The 18,120-nt window shown below is 71.6% G+C and carries 16 protein-coding genes and 1 tRNA gene; 14 read left to right on the top strand and 3 right to left on the bottom strand.

The window, feature by feature from the left end:
• Positions 1-6 precede the first annotated feature (6 nt).
• The 7 genes from AOK17_RS24055 to AOK17_RS24030 all read left to right on the top strand — a co-directional run bounded on the left by AOK17_RS24055 (position 7) and on the right by AOK17_RS24030 (position 9,138).
• Positions 7-855 (top strand): carbohydrate ABC transporter permease, encoded by an 849-nt coding sequence (locus AOK17_RS24055; protein ID WP_055614619.1) that lies wholly within the window; start codon positions 7-9, stop codon positions 853-855.
• A 3-nt stretch (positions 856-858) separates the two neighbouring features.
• The gene (locus tag AOK17_RS24050) at positions 859-2,514 is read left to right on the top strand and encodes a beta-N-acetylhexosaminidase (protein ID WP_079053248.1); all 1,656 of its coding nucleotides are present in this window, start codon (positions 859-861) and stop codon (positions 2,512-2,514) included.
• Between the two features lie 276 nt (positions 2,515-2,790).
• Complete coding sequence (locus AOK17_RS24045; protein WP_055614618.1) at positions 2,791-3,684, top strand: FAD binding domain-containing protein; 894 nt, start codon at positions 2,791-2,793, stop codon at positions 3,682-3,684.
• The gene (locus AOK17_RS24040) at positions 3,681-5,258 is read left to right on the top strand and encodes a 2Fe-2S iron-sulfur cluster-binding protein (protein WP_055614617.1); all 1,578 of its coding nucleotides are present in this window, start codon (positions 3,681-3,683) and stop codon (positions 5,256-5,258) included. Before AOK17_RS24045 ends, AOK17_RS24040 begins: the two co-directional genes overlap by 4 nt.
• The gene (locus AOK17_RS24035; protein WP_055614616.1) at positions 5,255-7,564 is read left to right on the top strand and encodes a xanthine dehydrogenase family protein molybdopterin-binding subunit; all 2,310 of its coding nucleotides are present in this window, start codon (positions 5,255-5,257) and stop codon (positions 7,562-7,564) included. The genes AOK17_RS24040 and AOK17_RS24035 overlap by 4 nt, the downstream gene beginning before the upstream one ends.
• Positions 7,561-7,683, top strand: coding sequence for a hypothetical protein (locus AOK17_RS53610; RefSeq protein WP_266762935.1), 123 nt, complete (start codon positions 7,561-7,563; stop codon positions 7,681-7,683). Before AOK17_RS24035 ends, AOK17_RS53610 begins: the two co-directional genes overlap by 4 nt.
• Positions 7,684-7,962: 279 nt before the next feature.
• Positions 7,963-9,138 (top strand): SUKH-4 family immunity protein, encoded by a 1,176-nt coding sequence (locus AOK17_RS24030; RefSeq protein WP_055614615.1) that lies wholly within the window; start codon positions 7,963-7,965, stop codon positions 9,136-9,138.
• A 27-nt stretch (positions 9,139-9,165) separates the two neighbouring features.
• Here the strand turns inward: AOK17_RS24030 and AOK17_RS24025 are convergent, their stop codons facing one another.
• Together AOK17_RS24025 and AOK17_RS24020 are read right to left on the bottom strand one after the other, a co-directional pair.
• Positions 9,166-9,870, bottom strand: coding sequence for a response regulator (locus AOK17_RS24025; protein WP_055614631.1), 705 nt, complete (start codon positions 9,868-9,870; stop codon positions 9,166-9,168).
• The gene (locus AOK17_RS24020) at positions 9,867-11,198 is read right to left on the bottom strand and encodes a sensor histidine kinase (RefSeq protein WP_079053247.1); all 1,332 of its coding nucleotides are present in this window, start codon (positions 11,196-11,198) and stop codon (positions 9,867-9,869) included. The genes AOK17_RS24025 and AOK17_RS24020 overlap by 4 nt, the downstream gene beginning before the upstream one ends.
• A 215-nt stretch (positions 11,199-11,413) precedes the next feature.
• Here AOK17_RS24020 and AOK17_RS24015 point away from each other — a divergent pair, with 215 nt between their 5' ends.
• Positions 11,414-12,025 (top strand): SgcJ/EcaC family oxidoreductase, encoded by a 612-nt coding sequence (locus AOK17_RS24015; protein WP_055614613.1) that lies wholly within the window; start codon positions 11,414-11,416, stop codon positions 12,023-12,025.
• Positions 12,026-12,117: 92 nt separating this feature from the next.
• Entirely contained in the window at positions 12,118-12,606 is a 489-nt protein-coding gene (locus tag AOK17_RS24010; protein ID WP_055614612.1) for a DUF6083 domain-containing protein, read from the top strand.
• 105 nt (positions 12,607-12,711) lie between these two features.
• On the opposite strand, the gene AOK17_RS24005 is transcribed toward AOK17_RS24010, so the two are convergent.
• Positions 12,712-12,783, bottom strand: a tRNA-Cys gene (locus AOK17_RS24005).
• A gap of 243 nt (positions 12,784-13,026) precedes the next feature.
• Between AOK17_RS24005 and AOK17_RS24000 the strand changes: the two genes are divergently transcribed.
• The 5 genes from AOK17_RS24000 to AOK17_RS23980 form a co-directional block, all read left to right on the top strand.
• Complete coding sequence (locus AOK17_RS24000; protein ID WP_055614611.1) at positions 13,027-14,556, top strand: MFS transporter; 1,530 nt, start codon at positions 13,027-13,029, stop codon at positions 14,554-14,556.
• Positions 14,557-14,569: 13 nt separating this feature from the next.
• Complete coding sequence (locus AOK17_RS23995; RefSeq protein ID WP_055614610.1) at positions 14,570-14,767, top strand: hypothetical protein; 198 nt, start codon at positions 14,570-14,572, stop codon at positions 14,765-14,767.
• Complete coding sequence (locus tag AOK17_RS23990) at positions 14,767-15,135, top strand: type II toxin-antitoxin system death-on-curing family toxin (RefSeq protein ID WP_055614609.1); 369 nt, start codon at positions 14,767-14,769, stop codon at positions 15,133-15,135. The genes AOK17_RS23995 and AOK17_RS23990 overlap by 1 nt, the downstream gene beginning before the upstream one ends.
• Before the next feature lie 191 nt (positions 15,136-15,326).
• Complete coding sequence (locus AOK17_RS23985) at positions 15,327-17,126, top strand: DEAD/DEAH box helicase (RefSeq protein WP_055614608.1); 1,800 nt, start codon at positions 15,327-15,329, stop codon at positions 17,124-17,126.
• A 448-nt stretch (positions 17,127-17,574) separates the two neighbouring features.
• The coding region (locus AOK17_RS23980) for an IclR family transcriptional regulator (protein ID WP_055614630.1) at positions 17,575-18,120 on the top strand (546 nt) is incomplete at its 3' end.

The raw sequence follows: 18,120 nt of genomic DNA, 5'->3' as shown, positions 1-18,120 counted from the left end.
GGCTTTGTGCGTGATTTCGCACGCCGTTCCGTACAGCGGCCGTGGCGGCTGGCCGCCGAGGCATCCGCACTGCTGATCGCGGCGGTCGTCGCATTCCCCCTCTACTGGATGGTGCTCAGCGCCTTCAAGCCCGCCGGGGAGATCGAGTCGACCGAGCCGCGGCCCTGGACGCTGGATCCGACCGTCGATTCCTTCCGACGCGTCTTCGGGCAGCAGGAATTCGGCCGGTACTTCCTCAACAGCCTCATCGTGGCGGTCACCGTCGTCGCCGTCTCGGCGCTCATCGCGTTTCTCGCGGCGACCGCCGTGACCCGATTCCGCTTCCGATTCCGCACCACCCTGCTCATCATGTTCCTCATCGCGCAGATGGTGCCCGTCGAGGCCCTGACGATCCCCCTCTTCTTCCAGATGCGGGACCTCGGGCAGCTCAACACGCTGGGCGCGCTGATCCTGCCGCACATCGCCTTCTCGCTGCCCTTCGCGATCTGGATGCTGCGCGGCTTTGTGAAGGCCGTCCCGGAGGCACTGGAGGAGGCCGCCTACATCGACGGGGCGAGCCGGACGCGGTTCCTGTGGCAGATCCTTTTCCCGCTGGTCTTTCCCGGGCTCGTCGCCACCAGCGTGTTCTCGTTCATCTCCGCGTGGAACGACTTCCTCTTCGCCAAGTCCTTCATCATCAGCGACACTTCGCAGTCCACACTGCCGATGGCCCTCCTTGTCTTCTACAAGCCCGACGACCCCGACTGGGGCGGTGTGATGGCCGCGTCCACGGTGATGACCATTCCGGTACTGATCTTCTTCGTACTCGTACAGCGGCGGCTGGTCTCCGGACTGGGCGGCGCGGTGAAGGACTGAGACATGACCACCTCGGAACTGATTCCCGGGCCGCTGACCACGTCGACCTGGGGCGACGGCGTCTTCCCGCTCGACGAGGAGACGACCCTCACGGCGGGGCCGGAGACCGACGGCACGGCACGCTGGCTGCGCGCGGTGCTCGTCGCCGCCACCGGGCTTCCCCTGCGGGAGGGCGAGCCCGGGCCGCCCGGGCACGCGGCGGAGAACTCCGTCGAGCTGCGCCTCGACCCGCAACTGCCGCCCGAGGGCTACCGGATCACCGTCCGCGACCGGCGGGCCCTCGTCACCGGAGGCGGCCCGGCCGGGGTGTTCTGGGGCGCCCAGACGCTGCGGCAGCTGCTGGGCCCCGACGCCTTCCGGCGCGCCCCGCTGCGGCGCACCGGCTGGCAGTTGCCGGAAACCGAGATCCAGGACGCTCCGCGATTCGCCTGGCGCGGCCTGATGCTCGACGTCTCACGGCACTTCATGCCCAAGGACGGTGTCCTGCGCTATCTCGATCTGATGGCGGCGCACAAGCTGAACGTCTTCCACTTCCACCTCACGGACGACCAGGGCTGGCGCATCGAGATCAAGCGGTACCCGAAGCTCACGGAGACCGGATCGTGGCGGGCGCGCACCAAATTCGGCCATCGCGCCTCGCCCCTCTGGGAGGACAAGCCGCACGGGGGCTTCTACACCCAGGACGACATCCGCGAGATCGTCGCCTACGCCACCGAGCGGCATATCGCCGTCGTCCCCGAAATCGACATCCCGGGGCACTCGCAGGCCGCCATCGCCGCATATCCGGAACTCGGCAACACCGACGTCATCGACACGACCTCCCTCTCCGTCTGGGACACCTGGGGCGTCTCCAAAAACGTACTCGCCCCCACTGACAACGTCCTTCGCTTCTACGAGGGCGTCTTCGAGGAAGTCCTCGACCTGTTCCCCGCCGACGCGGTCGGCTTCTCGGAGTTCGTCCACATCGGCGGCGACGAGTGCGCCAAGGACCAGTGGGAGGCGTCACCGACCGCGAAGGCGCGGATCGTGGACCTCGGGCTCGCGGACGTGGACGAACTCCAGTCGTGGTTCATCCGGCACTTCGACAACTGGCTGGCCGCGCGCGGGCGTCGGCTGATCGGCTGGGACGAGATCCTGGAGGGCGGCCTCGCGCCTGGCGCAGCCGTGTCCTCGTGGCGCGGCTACCGGGGCGGCATCACGGCCGCGCGGGCGGGCCACGACGTCGTCATGTGCCCGGAGCAGCAGGTCTACTTGGACCACCGTCAGCACGGCGGCCCCGACGAGCCCGTGCCGATCGGCTTCGTACGCACCCTTGAGGACGTCTACCGCTTCGAGCCCGTTCCACCGGAGTTGACCTCCGATCAGGCGCGGCACGTGCTGGGCACCCAGGCCAACCTGTGGACCGAGGTCATGGAGGACCGCTCGCGCGTCGACTACCAGGCGTTTCCCCGGCTCGCGGCCTTCGCCGAGGTCGCCTGGAGCGCCCTGCCCGACCCCGTGGAGCGCGACTTCGCCGGCTTCGAGCGGCGGATGACCGCCCACTACGGGCGACTTGACGCCCTCGGAGTCTCCTACCGGCCCCCCACCGGGCCGTTGCCGTGGCAGCAGCGTCCCGGAGTGCTCGGACGCCCGATCGAGGGAGCGCCCCCGAACGTGTGAGGTGCCTCCCAAGGGGTGTCGCCCGAAGCGGTTGCCCTGGGACGGTGACCCTCAAGGAGAAAGGCCCCAAGGGCCATCGAAGGCTGCCAATTCGCGCTGACGGGCGATGTGGTGCGAAAACGGACCATCCGCTGGTGGCGGTAGGAATGCCTCCTAGCGGACCCCCGCGCCGAGGGGCGGGGAAGATGTGCCAGAGTTGCCACGTCCGCCCTGTCAGCACGTACCGTACGGCAACACAGGTGGGACCAGGTGGGGCAGCGGGAAGGGGCAGCCGGTTTGACCACGCACGCACCGCAGGCGGCGCAGGCCGTGACGCTGCCCGCCTCGCTGGACGAGGCCGTGGCGGCTCTCGCAGCCATGCCCGCGGCCGTTCCCGTGGCCGGCGGCACCGACCTCATGGCCTCCGTCAACTCCGGGCAACTGCGGCCCGCCGCGCTCGTCGGCCTCGGCCGGATCAGCGAGATCCGCGGCTGGCAGTACCAGGACGGCCACGCGCTCCTCGGCGCGGGCCTCACCCACGCCCGCATGGGACGCCCCGACTTCGCCGCCCTCATTCCCGCCCTCGCGGCCGCCGCGAGGGCGGCGGGACCGCCGCAGATCCGCAACGCGGGCACCCTCGGCGGCAACATCGCCTCGGCGTCCCCCACCGGGGACGCGCTTCCCGTGCTCGCCGCCCTGGAGGCGACGCTCATCATCGCGGGCCCCGGCGGCGCCCGCCGCGAGATCCCCGTCTCCCACCTGCTCGCGGGCATGGAGATGCTCCGCGGCGGCGAACTCATCGGGTACGTGCGCGTGCCGCTGCTGCACGCCCCGCAGGTCTTCCTGAAGGCGACCGGACGGACCGGGCCCGGGCGGGCCATCGCGTCCGTCGCGCTCGTCCTCGACCCCGCCAGGCGCGGAGTGCGGTGCGCCGTGGGCGCCATAGCGCCGATGCCGCTGCGGCCCCTGGACGCCGAGCAGTGGGTCGCCTCGCTGATCGACTGGGACAACAACCGCGCGATCGTGCCCGAGGCGCTGAACGCCTTCGGCGAGTACGTCGCCGCGGCCTGCATCCCGGACCCCGCGCCCGCCGAGGACGGCTCCGTCCAGCAACTGCCACCCGCCGTACTGCACCTGCGGCGCACCGTCGCCGCGCTGGCCCGACGAGCACTGGGGAGGGCACTTTCGTGACCGACGACCAGCACGGAGAGAGCGGCCCCCGGTCGGGCAGCCGCTGGGACCCGCTGCCCCAGGGCGACTACGACGACGGCGCCACCGCCTTCGTCAAGCTCCCCGAAGGGGGCATCGACGCCCTCCTGGCCGACTCGCCGCTCGCCGCGCCCGGCCACGGCTACGTACCGCCGCCGATAACGGTCGCGCCCACGGACGAGGGCGGCGACCCGGCCGCTCCCGGTGCGTGGGCCGCGCCGCCCGAGGGCGCCGGGGGCGGGCAGCCGCAGGCCGTGCAGTGGCCCGACCCCAACGCCCTGCCCGAGGAGCACCGCCAGGGCGCCCAGGACGCTTTCGCGTACAACCCGGGGGCAACAGGCCAGTGGACCTTCGACGAGCCCTCACAGGGCGGCCAGGGCGGTCACGGGGACCAGGGCGCGCCCGGTCAGGACGTGACCGGACAGTGGTCCATTCCCGTCGCCGACGGTGATCTGCCCGACGAGTCCGGCGAGTTCACGACCTCGGCCCTGGTCGAGCAGTGGGGCGGGACCCCTCCGGCCACCCTGCCGGGCGGAGCGGCGGCGCCCTGGGCCAACGAGCCCTGGGCCCAGCAGCCCGCTCCCGGACAGCAGTCGCCCGCCGAGGAGGCCGCGGCCCACGCCGAGCACGGCACCGTCGGGCCCACCGCCGCGGAGATCGAGGCGGCCGAGATCATCGACGTCTCCGGAGAGCACGCCGACGAGATCGCGGTCTCCGTGGACCGCGAAGAATCGATGCGCGAAGGCACGATGCGCGAGGAACCGGGTGAGCCACCGGCCGCCCAGGGCTCCCCGGAACGGGCCGACGAACCGGTTTCCGAGCACAGGGAGCACTCTCCGGAGGAGCCCGAGCCGGCCGCCGACGCCGCCGAGGGCCCCGCGGCCGACGACTCGCCGGGTACGCCCGCGCACAACGACCACCCTCTTGCCTCGTACGTCCTGCGGGTGAACGGCGTCGAACGGCCCGTGACGGACGCCTGGATCGGCGAATCGCTGCTCTACGTACTGCGCGAGCGGCTCGGACTCGCGGGCGCCAAGGACGGCTGCTCGCAGGGCGAGTGCGGGGCCTGCAACGTGCAGGTGGACGGCCGGCTCGTGGCCTCCTGCCTGGTGCCCGCCGTGACCGCCGCCGGCAGCGAGGTGCGCACCGTCGAGGGACTCGCCGCCGACGGGCAGCCCTCCGACGTCCAGCGGGCGCTCGCCAAGTGCGGCGCCGTGCAGTGCGGATTCTGCGTCCCGGGCATGGCGATGACCGTGCACGACCTCCTGGAGGGCAACCCGGCGCCGACCGAACTGGAGACGCGCCAGGCCCTGTGCGGCAACCTGTGCCGCTGCTCCGGCTACCGGGGCGTCCTGAACGCCGTGCGCGAGGTCGTCTCCGAGCGAGAGGCCCACGCGTCCGCCGACAACGCCGCGGACACCGCGGACTCCGCGCCCTCCGCGGATGCCCGTATCCCGCACCAGGCGGGCCCCGGCGCCGGAAGTGTCAACCCGTCCGCGTTCGAGTCACCACAGCCGCACCAGCAGCCCTACGGCCAGGACGGAGGCCAGGCGTGAGCAACGACACCGCCACCGCGACCACCGCGGAGCCCGGCACCGCTCCGGAGCCGCTGCCCCACGGCCTCGGCGTGTCCCTGCCGTCCGCGGAGGCCCGTGCCAAGACCGAGGGCACCTTCCCGTACGCGGCCGACCTGTGGGCCGAGGGCCTCCTGTGGGCCGCCGTCCTCAGATCACCGCACCCGCACGCGCGCATCCTGTCCATCGACACCACCCACGCGCGCGAGATGCCCGGCGTACGGGCCGTCATCACCCACGAGGACGTGCCCGGCGCCGCGCTGCACGGCCGGGGCAGAGCCGACCGTCCGGTGTTCGCCTCCGAGGTCGTACGCCACCACGGGGAGCCCATCGCGGCCGTCGCCGCCGACCACCCCGACACCGCCCGCATGGCCGCGGCGGCCGTCATCGTCGAGTACGAGACACTCGACCCGGTGACCGACCCGGAGCAGGCGTTCGAGGCCGAACCCCTGCACCCCGACGGCAACCTGATCCGGCACATCCCGCTGCGCCACGGCGACCCGGACGCGGCAGGCGAGATCGTCGTCGAGGGCCTGTACCGCATCGGGCGCCAGGACCCGGCCCCGATCGGCGCGGAGGCAGGCCTCGCCGTGCCCCGCCCCGACGGCGGGGTCGAGCTCTACGTGGCGTCCACCGACCCGCACGCCGACCGCGACACCGCCGCCGCCTGCTACGGCCTGGAACCGGAGCGAGTGAAGGTCGTCGTCACCGGAGTGCCCGGCGCCACCGCCGACCGCGAGGACCAGAGCTTCCAGCTCGCCCTCGGACTGCTTGCCATGAAGACCGGATGTCCGGTCAAACTCACCGCGACGCGCGAAGAGTCCTTCCTGGGGCACGCCCACCGGCACCCGACGCTCCTGCGCTACCGGCACCACGCCGACAGCGACGGCAAGCTGGTCAAGGTCGAGGCGCAGATCCTGCTCGACGCGGGCGCGTACGCCGACACGTCGTCCGAGGCCCTCGCCGCCGCCGTCTCCTTCGCCTGCGGCCCGTACGTCGTCCCGAACGCCTTCATCGAGGGCTGGGCCGTCCGCACCAACAACCCGCCCTCCGGGCACGTACGCGGCGAGGGCGCCATGCAGGTGTGCGCCGCCTACGAGGCCCAGATGGACAAGCTGGCGAAGAAGCTGGGCGTCGACCCGGCCGAACTGCGCCTGCAGAACGCGATGGCCACGGGGGACGTGCTTCCCACTGGCCAGACCGTGACGTGCCCGGCCCCGGTCGCCGAACTGCTGCAGGCCGTACAGGACTTCCCGCTGCCCGCCCTCCCGAAGGACACGCCCGAGGACGAGTGGCTGCTGCCCGGCGGGCCCGAGGGCGCCGGCGAACCCGGTGCCGTACGGCGTGGCGTCGGCTACGCCCTGGGCATGGTCCACATGCTCGGCGCCGAGGGCGCGGACGAGGTCTCGACCGCCACCGTGAAGGTCCACGACGGCATCGCCACCGTGCTCTGCGCGGCAGTGGAGACCGGCCAGGGCTTCACCACGCTGGCCCGGCAGATCGTCCAGGAGACGCTCGGCATCGAAGAGGTGCACGTCGCCTCCGTGGACACCGACCAGCCCCCCGCGGGGCCCAGCTGCCGAGGCCGCCACACGTGGGTGTCCGGCGGCGCGGTCGAACGGGCCGCCAAGATGGTCCGTACGCAGCTGCTGCAGCCCCTGGCCCACAAGTTCGGGATGTCCACCGAGCTCCTCCAGATCACCGACGGCAAGATCACCTCGTACGACGGTGTGCTGTCGACCACCGTCACGGAGGCGATGGACGGCAAGGAGCTGTGGGCGACCGCGCAGTGCCGCCCGCACCCCACCGAGCCGCTCGACGGCACCGGCCAGGGCGACGCCTTCGTGGGGCTCGCCTTCTGCGCTGTCCGCGCGGTCGTCGACGTCGACATCGAACTGGGCTCGGTACGGGTCGTGGAGATGGCGCTCGCCCAGGACGTCGGGCGGGTGCTGAACCCCGCGCAGCTCGCCTCCCGGATCGAGGCCGGCGTCACCCAGGGCATCGGCGTCGCCCTCACGGAGAACCTGCGCACCGCGCGCGGGCTGGTGCGCCACCCCGACCTCACGGGCTACTCGTTGCCGACCGCCCTCGACACCCCCGACATCCGCATCGTCAAGCTCGTCGAGGAGCGTGACGTGGTCGCGCCCTTCGGCGCGAAGGCCGTCAGCGCGGTGCCGGTGGTCACCTCCCCGGCCGCGGTCGCCTCCGCGGTACGGGCGGCCACGGGGCGTCCGGTGAACCGGCTGCCGATAAGGCCCCAGGCGGCCGTGGTGACGGCGACCCAGTGACCCCTCCCGAGCCGCCGCGCTACGAACCGGGGCCGGGCGTCGGGAAACTGATGCTGTGGGCGCTGGTGTTCGTGCTGGCGGCGGTGGTGGTCGTCGCGGGCGGCGTGTACTTCGGCTGAGGTACTTCGGCCGAGGGCTGTGGGGCCGGATTCGGTCGAGGGCAGCCGGCTGCCGGTGATCCGCTGCTCACGGCGGTGCCGGGGCGTTGTCAGTGGTGCCGCGTAGTGTTCTGGGCAGTGGGGAGGACCGCTGGGCGGCGGGGCATCTTCCACGGGTTCTCCATGCGTTTTCCGTGAGTCTGTCCGCAGGCTCTGTTCGTGGGTTTCCGTGGAGTTCCCTGAGCGTGCCGCCCGGTCCGGTGCTGCCGGGGGCTGTGAACAACCATGCGCGGGGGAACGATGAGCACGACGGACGCCGGCATCAAGACGATCACTCTGACCGAGGACGAACTGGACCCGTACGTCACGCACGCGGCGACGCGGCGCTGGCTGGCGGGCCCCGGACTGCCGGACGACGGCGGCCTGTTGACCTTCGAGGCGCTGCGCACGGACGGCCCCCGGACGGTGGCGGACTCGACCGGGGACCCGGACCTGCTCGCGGACGACCTGCGGGACCTGCTGGTGATAGGCGCGCTGCTCGGCGGCCCCGCCGACGCCGAGACGGAGTCGGTGCTGCTCGACGGAGCGACAGGCGAGGTCTCCACCACGTACTTCTTCCACGACCGCCCCGACCTGATGGACCGTCGCCCGCTCGCGCCCTCCCTCCAGGCCCTGACGGAGTTCGTGGCGGCGACGGAGGAGATGGCGGCCAGACGCGGCCGGTTCGCCTCCTACGAGGGCCGGTTCGGGCCGAAGGCCGTGGCCGCGATGTCGCAGCAACTGCTCGCGGTCTTCGAGGAGGGCACCGGCGGCGAGATCCCGCCGTTCTGGCGGATGGCGGCGCTGATCCGCCCGCTGGCCCTGGTCGCGGGCCCGCCCGCCGACGAGACCCTGACCCTGGACCTGCCCGACCGGCTGCTGGACCAGGAGTTCGGCCAGGGCCGGGTCGTGCGCTTCGAGGACGTCGACTTCCCGGCGGCGCTGGCACACGAGCCGACCCGCCGCTTCCTGCGCGACACGGGCCTGCCGGAGGACGGCTTCCTCTTCCAGCTGGACACGGATGTGCCGCTGCCGACCCTCGCCGAGTACTACGAGGACGAGCGCCCGGGCGAGTACACCGCCGCCGAACTCCCCGACGGCTCCGACCACTTGATACGCCTCGGCCACCTCATCGAGGACAACAGCCTGGTCGTCGACGGCTCGACGGGCGCGGTCCTCAACTGGAGCGAGCCCGAGGCCACCCTGCACGCCCTCAACACGGACGTCTCCACCCTGGCCTTCACCCTCTGGCTGCTCCACCGAGAGAAGGCCATCGACGGCACCCTGTCCCACGAACTGACCACAGAGGCCTACGACCAGCTGGCCACGACGATGACGCAGACCCTGTCGACGGTCGACCCCACGGGCTCCGCCTCGGCGGCGGACTGGCACTACTGGACGGAACTGTTCCAGGACGAGGCGGGCGGGGTGCTCTGAGCCCTGGGCGAGGTGGGGCGAGGTGGTTCATCCGGAGCGTCGCGGGCGGTCCGGGCCGGTCCGATCGGTCTGGCTGTTCCGCCAGGTCCAGGCGGCGATGCCGACGCGATTGCGTACGTCGAGTTTGCGCTGGATGTTGGCCACATGGGTTTTGGCGGTGCCGGCCGTGATGAAGAGTGTGGTGCCGATCTCCGCGTTGGTCCGTCCCTGGGCGACGAGCCGGGCGACCTCGGCCTCCCTGTCGGTCAGTGGTTCCGTCAGTGGTTCTGTCGGGCTCAGGTGGTGGTCGCTGGAGCGGGGAGAGAGGTGGCGCAGCAGCCGTACGGTGACGGATGGGCTGATGAGGACGTCTCCTGCCACGGCGGCGCGGACCGCCTCGGTGAGCAGGGCGGGTCCGGAGCGCTTGAGCAGGAAGCCGCATGCGCCGTTGGCCAGGGCCGTGTACACGTATTCGTCGAGGTCGAAGGTGGTGACGACGATGACCTTGGTCGGATGCGCCGCGTCGGGTCCGGCCAGGACGCGGGTGACCTCCAGGCCGTCCGGTCCGGGCATGCGGATGTCGGCCAGGACGACGTCGGGACGGAGCCGGCGGGCGCAGTCGATGGCGTCGGCCCCGTCGGCGGCCTCGCCCACGGTGCGCATGTCGGGTTGCGCGTCCAGGATCATCCGGAAGCCGATCCGGATGTCGCGTTGGTCATCGGCCACCAGGATCCGGATGGGTGCCGTGGTCATCGTGTCCGTGGCGGCCATGGTTCCTCCGGTGTCGTCGACAAGGTCGCTCGCGCGGGCGTCCGCGCCGAGGCGGACATCGGCAGGACGGCCGTGACCTGCCAGGTGCCCGGGGCGGTCGGGCCCGCCGTGAGAGTGCCGCCGAGTGCCTCGACGCGTTCGGCCAGACTGATCAGGCCGAGACCGTGGCGGCGGTGAGCACCGCCGACGGAGTACGCGGGGGCCGCGCCCTGACGGCCCGCCGGGGTACGGCCGTTGGAGACGACGACAACCAGGCATGAGCCGCTGCCCCCGTCGCCCGTGAGCTTCGGGCCGCCCAGGCCGCCCAGGTCACCCTGGCCGTCGTCGCAACCGATGCTGATCTCGACGTGGGCGGCCGTGGGGGCGTGGCGGCGGATGTTGGTCAGGGCTTCGGTCACCACCCGGTAGGCGGTGGTGGCCGTCTCCCGGTCCGACGCGGCAGCCGCCCGGTGGTCGACGCGCAGGCGGGGGACCGAGGGGCCGATGGCCGCGAAGTGACCGACCAGGGCGGGAAGGTCGGCCAGCGCGGGCACGCGGGGCGGGGCTGGGCCGACGGCCGGTTCGTCGTCCGTGCCCCGCAGCATGTGCACCGTACGGTCCATCGAGGCGAGGGCTCTCTGCCCCGCCTCCTCGATGCGCTTCAGGGCCGCGCCGACCTCGGGCTGCCCGGCCAGTACATGGGTGGCGGCCTGAGCCTGGACCACCATGCCGGTGACGTCGTGAGCGACGAAGTCGTGCAGGTCCCGGGCGAGTTCCAGGCGCTGGGTCCGGCGGGCCGCCGCGACGGAGCGCGCCCATGCCTCGTCCATCGAGCGCAGATGCAGGCCAACGGCGACGGCGACAGCGGCCCCCAGCGACCAGTACGCCGTCGTCAGGAGCATGTTGGACAGTGACTCGGGCCACACGACACGTACCATCAGCCCGGCCTCGGCCGGACCGAGCACGGCCATGGCGACCGCGGCCCGGCCGAGCGTCGTCGCCCGCCTGCACACCAGCACGGTCAGTACCAGTAGCGCCCCGGCCTCGCCCACGCCCCACACGGCGATCGGGACGGTCACCCCGCCGCCGACGAGCAGCACCGGGGTCACCCCGGCCGAGACAAGCGCGGCGAGTCCGGCCAGAGGGGCGGTCCAGGGCCGGGTGCGCTCGGGGAACACGATGAGGACGACGACCGCGGACACCGCGAGCACGGCGGGGAGCGGGGCCAGCGGACCGGCGGTGACCACTCCGACGACGGCCAGCACGCCCACCCCGACGGCGGCCGTCCCCGGTAACCACGACCGCAGCCGCTCCCACCCTCCACCGGACATGCCGCTCAACGTACCTCCGGCGGCGCGCGCACCGCGATCTGCCGAACGGCAGAGGACGTCCGATGGCCAACGGTCGGTTTCCGCCGTACGGCAGATGGGCGTCCCGGCCGACACAGCACGAGGCTGGTGAGCAGAGCAGAGCAGAGCAGAGCCAGCTCCAGACCCGAACCGGCGTGGAGTCGGCGGGAACCACACCTCACCGATGGAGGACTGACATGACGTTACGTTCGCCCGCGTCAGATCAACGGCACACTGCCCGGCGGACGGGTCTCCGTCGGCCTCTCGCCCTGGCCACCGCGGCGGTGTTCGCTCTCGCCCCGGGCGCGAACGCGGCCACCGCCCCGGCCCCGGACCCGGCGGGCGGCCACCTCACGGCAACGAGTGAACTCACCGGATCAGCCGGATCAGCCGGATCCGCGCTTCCGCAGCTCAAGCGACTCATCCAGCGGCAGGCCGACGCGTGGAACCGAGGAGACGGCACGGCCTTCGCCAACACCTACGCCGAGGACGCCGAGTTCATCACTTTCGACGGCACGCACCTGCGCGGCCGGCCGGAAATGGCCCGCAACTTCCAGATCTACTTCGACAACTACACGAAAGGGACCCGCCTGGTCTTCACCAAGGTGCCCGTGACGCTCCGCTACCCGACGCCCACGACCGCCGTCATGATCACCAACGGCTGTGTCGCCAACCCCGATGAGCCGGAATGCCGTCCGGACAGCCACTCCGTTCAAACCTACGTGGCCGCCCACCGGGAGCGAGGCTGGGAGCTCGTCTCCTTCCAGAACACCCGGGTCCAGAACCTCCTCCCACCACCACGGACCTGACCGGCGCCCGCATCGGCCGCCACCCGTTTGCTTCCGTTGCGCCCCATTCGCGCCCTACCCCGGTTCCGTAAATCACCCGCAGGCTCGAACTCATGGGGGATACAGGCGAGTCGAGCATCATCCCGATCTGCGGCCCCGACGGACACCGGCAGCCGCCGCCGGATGCGCCGCGGGCGTGGGAGAACACCGACCGCGCCCAGGCCGTGATGGAGGGTGCCGCCGGGCCTGAGCCGCCGGCTGCCCCCACCTGCCCCAACTGTGGGCTGGTCGGCGATCGGTATGTCACGTACTACGGCACACATGTGCTCCTTGAGCCGGGCATGCCCGTGCCCGCGCACATGGTGCCCGCCTGGCACCGCTGGTGCATCGACTCCAACGGGACGGCGTGGAACAGCCGCGAGGACGAGCCGATGCCCGGCGCCGTGTGCCGGATACCGCATCGGATCGCCTGTCCGGGCCTGAAGCTGGAGGAGATCGGGCTGTGGCGATGGCTGGACGCCGTGCGTGAGGAAAACGCGCGCAGTGCGCGGCGGAAAGCGGACGAGGAAGCCACTCCAGAGGAGCTGCCGGAGGTTGGCTGAGCGCCAGCGGAGACGGCAATGGAGACGGCAACGGAGACGGACGGCCAGAAGGGCGGCACCCCGCAAGGGGTGCCGCCCTTCTGTTTCCACTGGTCGGGCAACCAGAGGCCGTGGCGGGAATTGAACCCACGTGCCTCGCTTTGCAGGCGAGTCCCTAAGCCACTCGGGCACACGGCCAAGCTTGAGTCCGGGGTTGCGGTGCCCCGGTGTTCCCGGTGGTCCGGACTCGTTGTGTCGAACGTACGGCGCTGTCGGCAGGGGCTCAAGGGACCGGGCGGGGCTGCAATGGGACTGCCACACGGCGTTCATGAAAGGAGGTGGGAGGGGCTGAGGAGGGGGTGGTCGTACGACCAAGGTCTCGGGGTGGGACCGGTCTTCCGACAGGGGTCAATGTCAGTCGTGCCCCTTACGCTGGCGGGCATGACCACCCTGGAACCGAGCGACACCGGCGTCGCTGAGACCCCGGCCGACCTGGCCGACCCTGCCAACCCGGCAGCCCCGAACAAACAGATCGCATCGGCCGAGGCCGAGGCCGGGGCCCGCGCCCACGAAGGTGTTCTCGGGCGTGATCATCGGGCGCTCAGTATCGGGATCGTGTCGGTCGTGCTGCTCATCGCCTTCGAGGCGACTGCCGTTGGGACGGCGATGCCGGTGGCGGCGCGGGAGCTGGGCGGGGTCTCGTTGTACGCGTTCGCGTTCTCCGGGTACTTCACGACGAGTCTGTTCGGGATGGTGCTGGCCGGGCAGTGGTCGGACCGCGCGGGCCCGCTGGGGTCGCTGACGGCGGGGATCGGGGCGTTCGCGGCGGGGCTGCTGCTGTCGGGGACGGCCGGGGTGATGTGGCTGTTCATCCTCGGGCGGGCAGTGCAGGGGCTCGGCGGCGGGCTGGTGATCGTCGCGTTGTACGTGGTCGTGGGGCGGGCCTATCCGGAGCGGTTGCGGCCGTCGATCATGGCGGCGTTCGCGGCGAGCTGGGTGATCCCGTCCGTGGTCGGGCCGCTCGCCTCCGGCGCGGTGACCGAACACCTCGGCTGGCGCTGGGTGTTCGTCGGGATACCGGTCCTCGTCCTCCTGCCGCTGGCGTTCGCGCTGCCGCAGATACGGCGGCGGGCGTCCGGCCCGGCCGGGGGAGCCGTGGCCGCGCCCTTCGACCGGCGGCGCATCCGGCTGGCGCTGGGCATCTCGCTGGGCGCCGGGCTGTTGCAGTACGGGGCGCAGGACCTGAGGTGGCTCTCGGTGGTCCCGGCCGTGGTGGGGGTCGCCCTGCTGATCCCGGCGGTGCTCGGGCTGCTGCCCAGGGGGACCTACCTGGCGGCGCGCGGGCTGCCGTCCGTCGTGCTGCTGCGCGGGATCGCCGCCGGGTCCTTCATCGCGGCCGAGTCCTTCGTGCCGCTGATGCTGGTCACCGAGCGCGGGCTGTCGCCGACGCTGGCCGGATTCTCACTGGCGGCGGGCGGGGGCACCTGGGCGCTGGGTTCCTTCGTGCAGTCCAGGGCGCGCGTGGAACCGTACCGGGACCGGCTGATGCTGCTGGGCATGGTCCTGACCGCGGCCTCCATCGCCGCCGCGCCGAGCGTGCTGATCGACGGGGTGCCGGTGTGGACGCTCGCGGTGGCCTGGGCCTTCGGCTGCTTCGGCATGGGCCTGGTGATCTCCTCCACCAGCGTCCTCCTGCTCCACCTCTCCGCCCCCGAGGAGGCCGGCACCAACTCCGCCGCCCTCCAGATATCCGACGGCCTCTCGAACGTCCTCCTCCTCGCCGCGGGCGGCGCGGCCTTCGCGGCCCTGGGCGGCGGCACGGTCACCCACGCCGCCACGAACGCCTCCGGCGGCCATCCGGCCGCCTTCGCCGCGGTGTTCCTGCCCATGGCCGGGGTGGCGCTGGTGGGGGCCTGGGTGACCACACGGCTGCGGGTCGATTCCCCTGTGACGCCGAGTGGTACCGCGTAGTACCGTCGAAAACATGGCTGGACTGAATCTGCGGTTCACGGACGAAGAGCTCGACGCCCTGCGCGAGCGCGCGGCAGCGGAAGGGCGCAGCATGCAGGCCTTCGCCCACGATGCGGTGATCTCCGCCGTCAACGAGCACTCGAGGCTGTTCGACGAAGCGGCCGAGCACGTGCTGAAGGCGAGCGCCGAGCTGAACCGAAGGCTCGCCTGATGCACTACCTCACGTTGCCCGAGCAGCTGAACCTCGCGAAGCGGCTCGGTGCGGACGAGGTGCGTGACTACGGGCTGCTGGACTCTGCGCTGGCCCGGCCGCAGTCAAGTGTTTTCGGACAGGACGCGTATCCGGACGTCTGGGAGAAGGCAGCGGCGTTGATGGAGTCGCTCGCCCGCAACCACGCCCTCGTCGACGGGAACAAGCGCATCGCCTGGTACGCGACCTGGGTCTTTCTGCACATGAACGGCCACCCGTTGGACGCGGAGTTCGACGTGGACGAGGCCGAGACATTCGTCCTCGACGTTTGCCAGGGCGCCTTGGACGTGCCGAAAATCGCCGCCCGGCTGCCGCGCTTCGCGCGCTGACCCGCGGCACCCGCTGATCCGAGGCGCCGTTTGTGACCTGAGTCCCATCCAAGGGTGACCCCGCGTCGTCCGCGCGTTGACGCGGTGGGGGCGCCGGTAGGGTGGCCCGGTTGTCATACGCAGCAGAAGTCAGCAGCAGATGCAGCAGATGTCATACGTAGCCGAGCCGCTCAACCACCCCCACGGAGACCGTGACTACCACCGCCGCCAGTGCCACCTCCTCGCACCACCTGTCGCCCGCGTTTCCCGGGCGGGCCCCTTGGGGCACCGCCAGCAAGCTGCGTGCCTGGCAGCAAGGTGCGATGGAGAAGTACATCCAGGAGCAGCCGCGTGACTTTCTCGCCGTCGCCACGCCCGGGGCCGGCAAGACGACCTTCGCGCTGACGCTCGCCTCCTGGCTGTTGCACCACCATGTCGTGCAGCAGGTGACCGTGGTCGCGCCGACCGAGCATCTGAAGAAGCAGTGGGCGGAGGCGGCAGCACGGATAGGGATCAAGCTGGATCCCGAGTACAGCGCGGGGCCGCTCAGCAAGGAGTACCAGGGCGTCGCGGTCACGTACGCCGGTGTCGGCGTGCGGCACATGCTGCACCGCAACCGCGTCGAGCAGCGCAAGACCCTGGTGATCCTCGACGAGATCCACCACGCCGGTGACAGCAAGTCCTGGGGCGAGGCCTGCCTCGAAGCCTTCGAGCCCGCCACCCGTCGGCTAGCGCTCACCGGTACGCCCTTCCGGTCCGACACCAACCCCATCCCCTTCGTCACGTACGAGGAGGGGCGCGACGGGATCCGGCGGTCCGCCGCCGACTACACGTACGGGTACGGGAATGCGCTCGCCGACCACGTCGTGCGGCCCGTCATCTTCCTCTCCTACAGCGGCAACATGCGGTGGCGTACGAAGGCGGGGGACGAGATCGCCGCCCGGCTCGGCGAGCCGATGACCAAGGACGCGATCTCGCAGGCCTGGCGCACCGCCCTCGACCCGCGCGGCGAGTGGATGCCCAGCGTGCTGCGCGCCGCCGATCAGCGGCTCACCGAGGTCAGGAAGGGCATCCCGGACGCCGGCGCCCTCGTCATCGCCTCCGACCAGGAATCCGCCCGCGCCTACGCCAAGCTCATCCGTGACATCACCGGCAGCAAGGCCACCCTCGTCCTCTCCGACGACACGGGCGCGTCCAACCGCATCGACGAGTTCAGCCACAGCGACGACCGCTGGATGGTCGCCGTCCGCATGGTGTCCGAAGGCGTCGACGTGCCCCGGCTGGCGGTGGGCGTGTACGCGACCACCATCTCCACGCCGCTCTTCTTCGCCCAGGCCGTCGGCCGATTCGTACGGTCCAGGCGGCGCGGCGAGACCGCCTCCGTCTTCCTGCCGACGGTCCCCGACCTCCTCACCTTCGCCAACGAGATGGAGGTCGAGCGCGACCACGCCCTCGACAAGCCCAAGAAGGAGGGCGAGGAGGACCCGTACGCCGAATCCGAGAAGGAGATGGAGGAGGCGAACAAGGAGCAGGACGAGGACACCGGGGAGCAGGAGCAGTTCTCCTTCGAGGCCCTGGAGTCCGAGGCCACCTTCGACCGGGTGCTCTACGACGGCGCCGAGTTCGGTATGCAGGCCCACCCGGGGAGTGCGGAGGAGCAGGACTACCTCGGTATTCCGGGGCTCCTCGAACCCGACCAGGTCCAGCTCCTGCTCCAGAAGCGGCAGGCCCGGCAGATCGCGCACAGCCGCAAGAAGCCGGACGACGAGGCCGACCTTCTCGAACTGCCCGCCGAGCGACGGCCCGTGGTCTCCCACAAGGAGATGCTGGAGCTCAGGAAGCAGCTCAACACGATGGTCGGCGCGTACGTCCACCAGAGCGGCAAGCCGCACGGCGTGATCCACACCGAGCTGCGCCGGGTGTGCGGTGGGCCGCCCAGCGCGGAGGCCACGGCCGGGCAGCTGCGTCAGCGGATCGCCAAGGTGCAGGAGTGGGCCACCCGGATGCGATGAGCTCTGGGCGTCCGCCTGAGGTACGGCCACCTCGTTCGCGGCTGCCTGAAGGTTCGTGGCTGTCTGAAGTACGTCCACGCGAGCGCCGGTGTCTCTCATGACACCGGCGCTCATGCGTGTGCGCGCTCTGTGCAGGGCTCGTGCACGCCCCGTGGTGTGCGCCGGATATTTCAGGGCGAAAGTGAATCTAACTCCGGGTAACCGAACCCGGTCCGTACCTGCGAACGCCCGGATTCTGGACGGAGACTTCCGCTGAGCGAACCAGCTCGCTACTGTCCCGCTACGCACACGCCCCGTGGCAGCGCCGCCGCGGAGCGCAGCCGGTGCCCGCCCGGGAGAGCCCGGGACGTTGCCGAACCGGCGGCCTCTGACGCGCGTCGCCGATGGGACCGGTGACGCATCCGCCGCGTAGGGGGCCGTCGACTCTCACCACTAAGGAGTGGGCGTCGTGACCGCGGAAACCTCCCAGACGCTCGACCGGGGACTGCGTGTCCTCAAACTGCTCGCCGACACCGACCACGGTCTGACCGTCACCGAGCTGTCCAACAAACTCGGAGTCAACCGGACCGTTGTGTACCGCTTGCTCGCCACGCTGGAACAGCACGCCCTCGTACGCCGTGACCTGGGCGGCCGTGCCCGTGTCGGGCTCGGCGTGCTGCGGCTCGGGCGGCAGGTGCATCCGCTGGTCCGCGAGGCCGCGCTGCCCGCGTTGCGCTCGCTGGCCGAGGACATAGGGGCGACCGCCCATCTCACGCTGGTCGACGGGGCGGAGGCGCTCGCCGTCGCCGTGGTCGAGCCGACGTGGACCGACTACCACGTGGCCTATCGCGCCGGGTTCCGGCACCCGCTCGACCGGGGGGCCGCCGGCAAGGCGATCCTCGCCGCGCGGGCCGCCTCCGCGGAGGAGCCGGGGTACACCCTCACTCACGGGGAGCTGGAGGCGGGCGCCAGCGGGGCGGCTGCGCCGCTGCTCGGGGTGACCGGGGTGGAGGGG

This window comes from Streptomyces phaeochromogenes, assembly GCF_001418655.1.
Classification (GTDB): Bacteria; Actinomycetota; Actinomycetes; order Streptomycetales; family Streptomycetaceae; genus Streptomyces; species Streptomyces phaeochromogenes.
This window is presented reverse-complemented; position numbering and strand designations above follow the sequence as displayed.